The following is a 7,225-nucleotide window of genomic DNA, read 5'->3' as shown; positions in this document are numbered from 1 at the left end:
GTGCAGGACCGCGACGGTGCGCCCGATGTTCTCAAGGCCATCCGCTACCGTTTCCCATGGCTGCGCCATATCTTCGCCGATGGCGGCTATGCGGGCGATAAGTTGAAGGCGGCAATGCGTCGTCACGGCCAGTGGACAGTCGAAATCGTTAAGCGCTCGGACAAGGCCGCGGGCTTCGTCTTGCTACCACGTCGATGGGTTGTCGAAAGAACATTTGCTTGGCTCGGGCGTTGCCGCCGCCTCGCCAAGGACTGGGAAAAATCCATCGAAAGCTCAACAGCATGGGCGCAAATCGCTTCAATCCGAATGCTCACAAGGCGCATCGCAAGGTATTGGATCTACGAATGAACTTTTGAATCGGGCTCTGACAGATTTCCTTTTCTGGTTCGTGGCAGGCTGTTGCTTGCCTGTCGCCATTGTCCAAGACACGATCTTCGGCCGGTTGCCCGGTTCTGCTGTCTTGTTGGGGCTCTGCATCTCGATCATCCTGTCCGGCGCACTGTTCTACCACCTTCATCTTCGACGCATCTCGGCCCTCCATCCATCGCTGGCAGCCTTGCCGGGATATGCCGTCTCAATGGCCGTCTGTATCATTGTTGGGCTAGGCCTCAGCGTCCATGTCGCGCGCTCAGCGGCAAATGCGGCTCTCGACAAGCCCTATTGCCTTTCTGACGGCGACAACCTGCTCACCTCGATCTTCGACATGTCCCCCTTCACTTTGGTCGGGTCGAGGGACCGCGATTATCATGCGATCCTGATCGTTGACGACAAGGAGTTCTACAACTGGTCCTGGTATCAACTGCGCTTCACCCCAGCGGATATGGACTACGTCTCTTTGAAAAACTGCCCGAAAAGCTGAACAATATGTCGTCAATTTCGAATCTGTCACAAACAGCGGCCATGACCTACTTTGATCGGTAACTTATAGAGAAAAGGGCTCGAATATGATCAGCGCAACCGGCGCGTTCAGGGATCTGGCATCCACGCCGCGCATGCCGGCTCTGTTCGTCGGACATGGCAGCCCGATGAACGCCATTATCGACAATGAATATAGCCGTACCTGGCGCCAGATGGGCGAAGAACTGCCGACGCCCAAGGCAATCCTCGTCGTCTCCGCTCACTGGATGACGCGCGGCGCAACCCTCGTGCATATCGGCAGCAACCCGAAGACCATTCACGATTTCGGCGGTTTCCCGCCGGAACTCTTCGCCCAGCAGTACAATGCGCCCGGCGCGCCAGACTTCGCCCGGGCGACGATCGAGCTATTGGAAGAAAGTCACGCCCATTCCGATGAACGCTGGGGCCTCGACCACGGCGCCTGGTCGGTGCTGATTCAGATGTTCCCCAAGGCTGATATCCCAGTCTACCAGCTGTCGCTCGACCTCTCGAAGGGTCTCGCCGATCACTTCAAGCTCGCCCAGGAATTGAAGGCTCTTCGTGAAAAGGGCGTGCTGATCATCGGCAGCGGCAATGTCGTGCATAACCTGCGGGCGCTCGACATGAGCGGCCGGGTATTCGACTGGGCGGACGAATTCGATCGCTACATGGCGGACGCGATTGCCACCAAAGATGTGGGCAAGGTGCTGGACGTCGGCAAACTCGGCCGGGTCGCGGCGCTGTCGCACCCGACGATCGAGCATTTCCTGCCGATCCTCTACCCGCTCGCTGTCATGTCGGAAGACGAAAAGGTCAGCTTCTTCAACGAGTCGATTGATCTCGGCTCGATCTCGATGCGCAGCTTCCTGCTTTCGTGATCAGCTCTCCGGATGCTGGAGCAAATTCAGCGTCCGCTGATCCATCCGCTCGCCACAATAACGGTCGATCGACTGGCGGAAGATGCTGCCAGATTGGCCATCCGCCGATGCAAACAATGTCATCGACGAGCCGAATTTCGTATCGTCCGGCGAGCCGAAAATCTCGTGCAAGGATCGGCCTTTCACATCGAGCACGGCCTGCGTGCAGCGCCTCAGCCGTTCGCCCAGCAGCGGATGCCCGAGATAGGCCTTTGCCTCGTCCAGCGACACGATGCCATATTTGAACGCGGTGGAGGAAATGCCGAGCCCGCGCATCTGCGGAAAGATGAACCACATCCAGTGGCTCCGCTTGCGGCCGGCCTGGAGTTCGGAGAGAGCGGCGTCGAAGACGACGTCCTGGGCGGTGATGAAGCGGGCGAGATCGAAGTCATCCATGCTCATCGGAATTTCCTCTCTTTGACAAACTGTAGCCAACTGGCTACAATCGTTTCATGCCGCTATTCAAGAAGACGGATCAATTCGAGCGCTGGCTTGGCCAGTTGAGAGACGGACAAGCCCAGGCACGGATTTTCCACCGTCTGCAGTCGGCAGAGCGAGGCAATTTCGGAGATTGCGCCGCCGTCGGTGAAGGTGTCTCCGAAATGCGCATTCATTTTGGTCCGGGCTATCGCGTTTATTTTACCAGAATAGGTGAAACGATTTATCTTCTGCTGCTGGGCGGAGACAAATCGACACAGCCGAGAGATATCAAGCGCGCCATTGAAATTGCCCGCGAACTTCGAAAGGAACTGTGATGATCAATACCACGCCATTTGATGTTGCAGACTATCTGGACAGCGACGAAATGATCTCCGAGTACCTTAACGTCGCTCTCGAAGACGAAGATCCCGAAGCCTTCATTTCTGCACTTGGAAGTGTTGCCAAGGCACGTGGCATGGCCCAAATTGCTAAAGACACAGGCCTCAGCCGCGAGAGCCTCTACAAATCCCTCCGATCAGGCTCCAAGGTCCGCTATGAGACGGTGCAGAAAATTCTCAAAGCCCTGAACGTGAAACTGTCGGCAGAGGCAGCAGACGCGGCGGAATAAGCCGCGCCTGCCAACGATCATCACTCCACGTCGAACTTCACGCCCTGCGCCAATGGCAGCGTCCGGCCATAATTGATCGTGTTCGTCGCCCGGCGCATATAGCCTTTCCAGGCATCCGAACCGCTCTCTCTGCCACCGCCCGTCTCCTTTTCGCCCCCAAACGCGCCACCGATTTCGGCGCCAGAGGGGCCGATATTGACATTGGCGATGCCGCAATCCGAGCCGAGCACGGAGACGAAGGTCTCGGCCTCGCGCATGTCATTGGTGAAGATCGACGACGACAGGCCCTGCGGCACGCCGTTATGTAGCGCCAGCACGTCACCGAAATCGGAATATTTCGTCACATAGAGGATCGGTGCAAAAGTTTCTTCCAGCATCGGGCCGGCCTGGACAGGCATTTCCACCAGTGCCGGACGCACATAGGTCGCCTCACCAGGGGCCGCGACATCGACCTTCTCACCGCCATGCACCTTGCCGCCCTCGGTCTTGGCCGCATCGAGCGCCGATTGCATACGGGTGAACGCGCCCTTGTCGATCAGCGGGCCGACCAGCGTGCCGGTCTCCAGCGGATTGCCGACCTTGACCGAGCCATAGGCCTTGATCAGCCGCGGCACGAGCGCGTCATAGACGCTTTCATGCACGAAGAGGCGGCGGAGCGAAGTGCAGCGCTGGCCGGCCGTGCCCATGGCGGAGAAGGCGACGCCGCGCAGCGTGAGATCCAGATCGGCACTAGGACCGACGATTGCGGCATTGTTGCCGCCGAGTTCGAGTATCGAGCGCCCGAAGCGTGCTGCCACCCGCGGCCCGACGGCGCGGCCCATGGCGGTCGAGCCGGTCGCCGAGACCAGCGCCACGGCCGGATTGTCGACCAGCGCCTCGCCCAGCGCCCGCTCGCCGATCAGCACTTGCGACAGGTTTTCCGGCGCGGTGAAACCTGTCGCTCGATAGCGTTCGATCGCCTTTTCCAAGAGAGCCTGGGTGGCGAGTGCCGTCAGCGACGACTTTTCCGACGGTTTCCACAGGATCGAATTGCCGGCGACCAGCGCCAGCGCCGCATTCCACGACCAGACGGCAACCGGGAAATTGAAGGCGGAAATAATCAGCGTCACGCCGAGCGGATGCCAGGTTTCCATCATCCGGTGATCCGTGCGCTCGGTGGCGATCGTCAGCCCGGTGAGTTGGCGCGACAGGCCGACGGCGAAATCGCAAATGTCGATCATCTCCTGCACTTCGCCCAGGCCTTCGGACACGATCTTGCCGACCTCGATCGAAACCAGCCGGCCGAGCGCCTGCTTATGGGCGCGCAATTCCTCGCCAAGCAGGCGGATCAGCTCGCCGCGCTTCGGTGCCGGCACAGCGCGCCACGCAAGGAAGGCGGCTTGTGATTTCTTCACCGCATCGGCGGCGGCGGCCGCATCATCTGCCTGGAGTTCGGCCAGCACCTCGCCAGAGATCGCTGAACGCGTCGCAAGCGTGCCGCCGCCAAGTGCGCCTTCGGCGACGCCGAGCGATTTCAGGATGTCGCGCGTTTCGGATTTGAGGCTGTCGATCGTGCCGGACATGATTTTTCCCTGCTCTTCCTGTTGGCGAAATTTTGAGCGTTTTCGCCGAGCGAGGGCCAAATCGCAAGCAAATTCGCGTTCTGTGCCCATGGGAACAGCGAAACCGGCCTGAAAACCCTAAAAAACGCCAAGCAAACGCTCACAAGAACGCTTGAGGAAAAGAATGAAAAAGCTTGGTGCCATCCTGTTGCTGATCACGATCGCGATCGCCGCCACCGTCAATCCGGGCGAGGCCGGCTGGAAGAAACGCGGCTGGTATCTGAAGCGGGCCGACACCGTATGCGTGATGCGCAAAGTCAGCACGACGACGACCACCAACGGCAAGATCGCGGCACAGAAGATCCGCGTCTGCAGATAACAAGACCTCTACATTTACGGTTAAACCTTTCGAAACGACGCCGACGCTATAGTGCAGCCATCTCTCTATGGCTGGAGGCCCCTGTACCGGGCCGCGGAGTATTGCGTTGAAGATCGGCCTGCCCAAAATCCGGTTCAGCCGGAAAATGCTATTGCTATCGGTCGGCATCCTGGCGCTGTTCGCCGGCACGGGTGCGGCAGCGCTCTATGCCGGCGCCGGCGACCTGCTCTCCAAGCCCGAACCGAAGGACGACCCGGCCGGTGCGGCCTGCGACACGGTCCAGACGATGGTCTTCAAGACACCGGCACAGCGCCTCTGGATGCGCCGGACGATCCGCATGGATCATGCCGACGGCCCAACCCGGATCAGGACCGCGCTTCGCGTCGCCGGCCTGCTTGCCAATGCCAATGAGGCCATCGACCTGATTCAGGTCAGCGTGCTCGACCGCGATGGGCCGACCATGCGCGCCGACATGCGCGGCCGGGCGATCGGCGCCGAAGTGGTGCTGGCCATGCAGCCGCAATATCTGCCGGATATGAAGGAGCCCTTCATCGTCCGTTATTACGAGGGCATGCCGACCGATGACGGCCACTATTATGGCGAACGGATTTCGCTGGAAGTGCCCGAGATCCGCAAGCTGATGGGTGCGATGCGCAATGTCGCCGACAAGGCCGATTGCACGCCGCTGCCTGTGCCGGACAAAGCCAAGCCGCCAGGCGAGCACGTGGTCAGCACGGAGGGCGAAAAGTCCGAGGCGCATGATGCCAAGCCCGAGGACGCCGAGAGCAAGACCGAAGATCACGCCGCCCCCGTCGACGACAAGGCCGATGCGAAGGACCACGCCGCAAAAGACGCTCCGCCGAAGAAGGAACAGTCTTTCCTCGACAGCATGCTGAGCCTGGTTGGCCTTGGCGGATCCTCGGACAAGCCGGCGGAAAAACCGGCCGATGCCGAGGCCAAGCCGGAACACCAGGCAAGCGCTGACACCACGGCGGTTTCAGACGATCTGCCGATCCCGGAGATCAAGGACAAGCCGGCAGATTCGGAAACCCACTGAGCAGCGGGCTTTAGCGTGCGAACCGCCGCGCTCCGGCCACGCAGGCGACGACACCCAGCGTCGCCACCAGCATCAGGCCGCTGACCTGTTCATGCAGCAACAGCGCCGCGAGCGCCAGGCCGAAGAACGGCTGCAGCAATTGCAACTGGCCGACGGCGGCGATGCCGCCCTGCGCCAGGCCGCGATACCAGAAGATGAAGCCGATCAGCATGCTGAACAGTGCCACATAGGCGAGGCCGAGCCAGGCGCTTTGGCCGATCGATCCGAAGGATGGCGGCATGGTCATCAGCGCGAGCACCAGCATGACCGGCAGCGACAGAACCAGCGCCCAGGAAATCACCTGCCAGCCGCCCAGCTTGCGCGACAGGCGTCCGCCTTCCGCATAGCCCAGCCCGCAGACCACGATGGCCGCCAGCATCAGCAGATCGCCGAGCGGTGCGGCGCTGACGCCCTGCAGCAGCGCAAAGCCGACGACAAAGGCACTGCCGAGGCCGGAAAACAGCCAGAAGACCGGCTTCGGCCGCTCGCCGCCGCGCAGCACGCCGAAAATCGCCGTCGACAGCGGCAACAGGCCGATGAAGACGATCGAATGCGCCGAGGTGATGTGCCTGAGCGCCAGCGCCGTCAGCAGCGGAAAGCCGATCACCACGCCGGACGCGGTGACGAGCAGCGGGACAAGATCGCCGGGATCCGGCCGTTTCGCCCTCAAAACCATCAGCATGGCGAGCGCCAGGACGCCGGCAATGGCGGCGCGGGCGACGGTGAGGAAGACCGGATTGAAATCCGCCACCGCCAGGCGCGTTGCCGGCAGCGAGCCGCTGAAGATCAGCACACCCAAAAATCCATTAATCCAGCCCTTGGTCGATTCATCCATGTCGCATCCTCGATTTTGCATCGGGATCGCATGGAATCACCTGGCAAATCCAGCGACAGTGCATTACAATTCCAGAAAACTGTTATGCACACGAAAGCAATACAGATGGACAGACCTGTTGCGTCGACCGGCACCCGTATCGAAGCTGTCATGGCAGCAATCGAGAGCGGCATCGCCGCCAGACGGTTCATGCCGGGCGACCGGCTGCCATCGGTCCGGGCGCTGGCCGCCAGCATGCGGGTGTCGACCTCGACCGTCGTCGAGGCCTATGAACGGCTGGCGGCGGACGGTGTCATCCGCTCGCGGCCGGGCTCCGGCTTCTTCGTCTCGGCACGTCTGGCACCGTTGTCCCTCGCTGAGATCAGCCCGAAACTCGATCGCCAGATCGATCCGTTCTGGATTGCACGCCAGTCGCTGGAGGCAGGAGAGGCCGTGCTCAAACCCGGTTGCGGCTGGCTGCCGGCGGAGTGGATGCATGGCGAAGGCCTGCGCCGGGCCTTGCGCGCCGGGCCTTGCGAACGTTGGCGCGCGCC

11 protein-coding genes are annotated in these 7,225 nt (G+C 61.1%); 8 read left to right on the top strand and 3 right to left on the bottom strand.

Features of this window, described 5'->3' with window-relative positions:
- The 3 genes from AC1DYF_RS39780 to ygiD all read left to right on the top strand — a co-directional run.
- Positions 1–348 (top strand): transposase (locus AC1DYF_RS39780; protein WP_477884399.1); only part of this gene is annotated, 348 nt, incomplete at its 5' end.
- Between the two features lie 55 nt (positions 349–403).
- Positions 404–859, top strand: coding sequence for a hypothetical protein (locus AC1DYF_RS39775; RefSeq protein ID WP_477884397.1), 456 nt, complete (start codon positions 404–406; stop codon positions 857–859).
- Between the two features lie 85 nt (positions 860–944).
- Positions 945–1,754: a 4,5-DOPA-extradiol-dioxygenase gene (gene ygiD / locus AC1DYF_RS39770; RefSeq protein WP_477884395.1), complete on the top strand. Its 810-nt coding sequence runs from the start codon at positions 945–947 to the stop codon at positions 1,752–1,754.
- On the opposite strand, the gene AC1DYF_RS39765 is transcribed toward ygiD, so the two are convergent.
- Positions 1,755–2,195, bottom strand: a complete 441-nt coding sequence (locus tag AC1DYF_RS39765; RefSeq protein ID WP_477884393.1) for a DUF1810 domain-containing protein — start codon at positions 2,193–2,195, stop codon at positions 1,755–1,757.
- A 50-nt stretch (positions 2,196–2,245) separates the two neighbouring features.
- Here AC1DYF_RS39765 and AC1DYF_RS39760 point away from each other — a divergent pair, with 50 nt between their 5' ends.
- On the top strand, positions 2,246–2,548 hold the full coding sequence (locus AC1DYF_RS39760) for a type II toxin-antitoxin system RelE/ParE family toxin (RefSeq protein ID WP_477884391.1): 303 nt from the start codon (positions 2,246–2,248) through the stop codon (positions 2,546–2,548).
- Positions 2,548–2,841: an addiction module antidote protein gene (locus AC1DYF_RS39755; protein WP_477884390.1), complete on the top strand. Its 294-nt coding sequence runs from the start codon at positions 2,548–2,550 to the stop codon at positions 2,839–2,841. The genes AC1DYF_RS39760 and AC1DYF_RS39755 overlap by 1 nt, the downstream gene beginning before the upstream one ends.
- 20 nt (positions 2,842–2,861) lie before the next feature.
- On the opposite strand, the gene amaB is transcribed toward AC1DYF_RS39755, so the two are convergent.
- Positions 2,862–4,403 (bottom strand): L-piperidine-6-carboxylate dehydrogenase, encoded by a 1,542-nt coding sequence (amaB, locus tag AC1DYF_RS39750; RefSeq protein ID WP_477884388.1) that lies wholly within the window; start codon positions 4,401–4,403, stop codon positions 2,862–2,864.
- Between the two features lie 163 nt (positions 4,404–4,566).
- Between amaB and AC1DYF_RS39745 the strand changes: the two genes are divergently transcribed.
- Positions 4,567–4,761, top strand: a complete 195-nt coding sequence (locus AC1DYF_RS39745) for a hypothetical protein (protein WP_477884386.1) — start codon at positions 4,567–4,569, stop codon at positions 4,759–4,761.
- Between the two features lie 106 nt (positions 4,762–4,867).
- Positions 4,868–5,818, top strand: coding sequence for a hypothetical protein (locus tag AC1DYF_RS39740; RefSeq protein WP_477884384.1), 951 nt, complete (start codon positions 4,868–4,870; stop codon positions 5,816–5,818).
- Positions 5,819–5,828: 10 nt separating this feature from the next.
- Here AC1DYF_RS39740 and AC1DYF_RS39735 read toward each other — a convergent pair whose 3' ends face one another.
- Complete coding sequence (locus tag AC1DYF_RS39735) at positions 5,829–6,692, bottom strand: DMT family transporter (RefSeq protein WP_477884383.1); 864 nt, start codon at positions 6,690–6,692, stop codon at positions 5,829–5,831.
- 105 nt (positions 6,693–6,797) lie between these two features.
- Here AC1DYF_RS39735 and AC1DYF_RS39730 point away from each other — a divergent pair.
- On the top strand, positions 6,798–7,225 hold a 428-nt coding region (locus tag AC1DYF_RS39730), incomplete at its 3' end, for a GntR family transcriptional regulator (protein ID WP_477884381.1).

Source organism: Rhizobium sp. P2_G9, from assembly GCF_056403475.1.
Note: the sequence above shows the minus strand (reverse complement) of the source record. Positions and strands in the feature narration are given on the sequence as shown.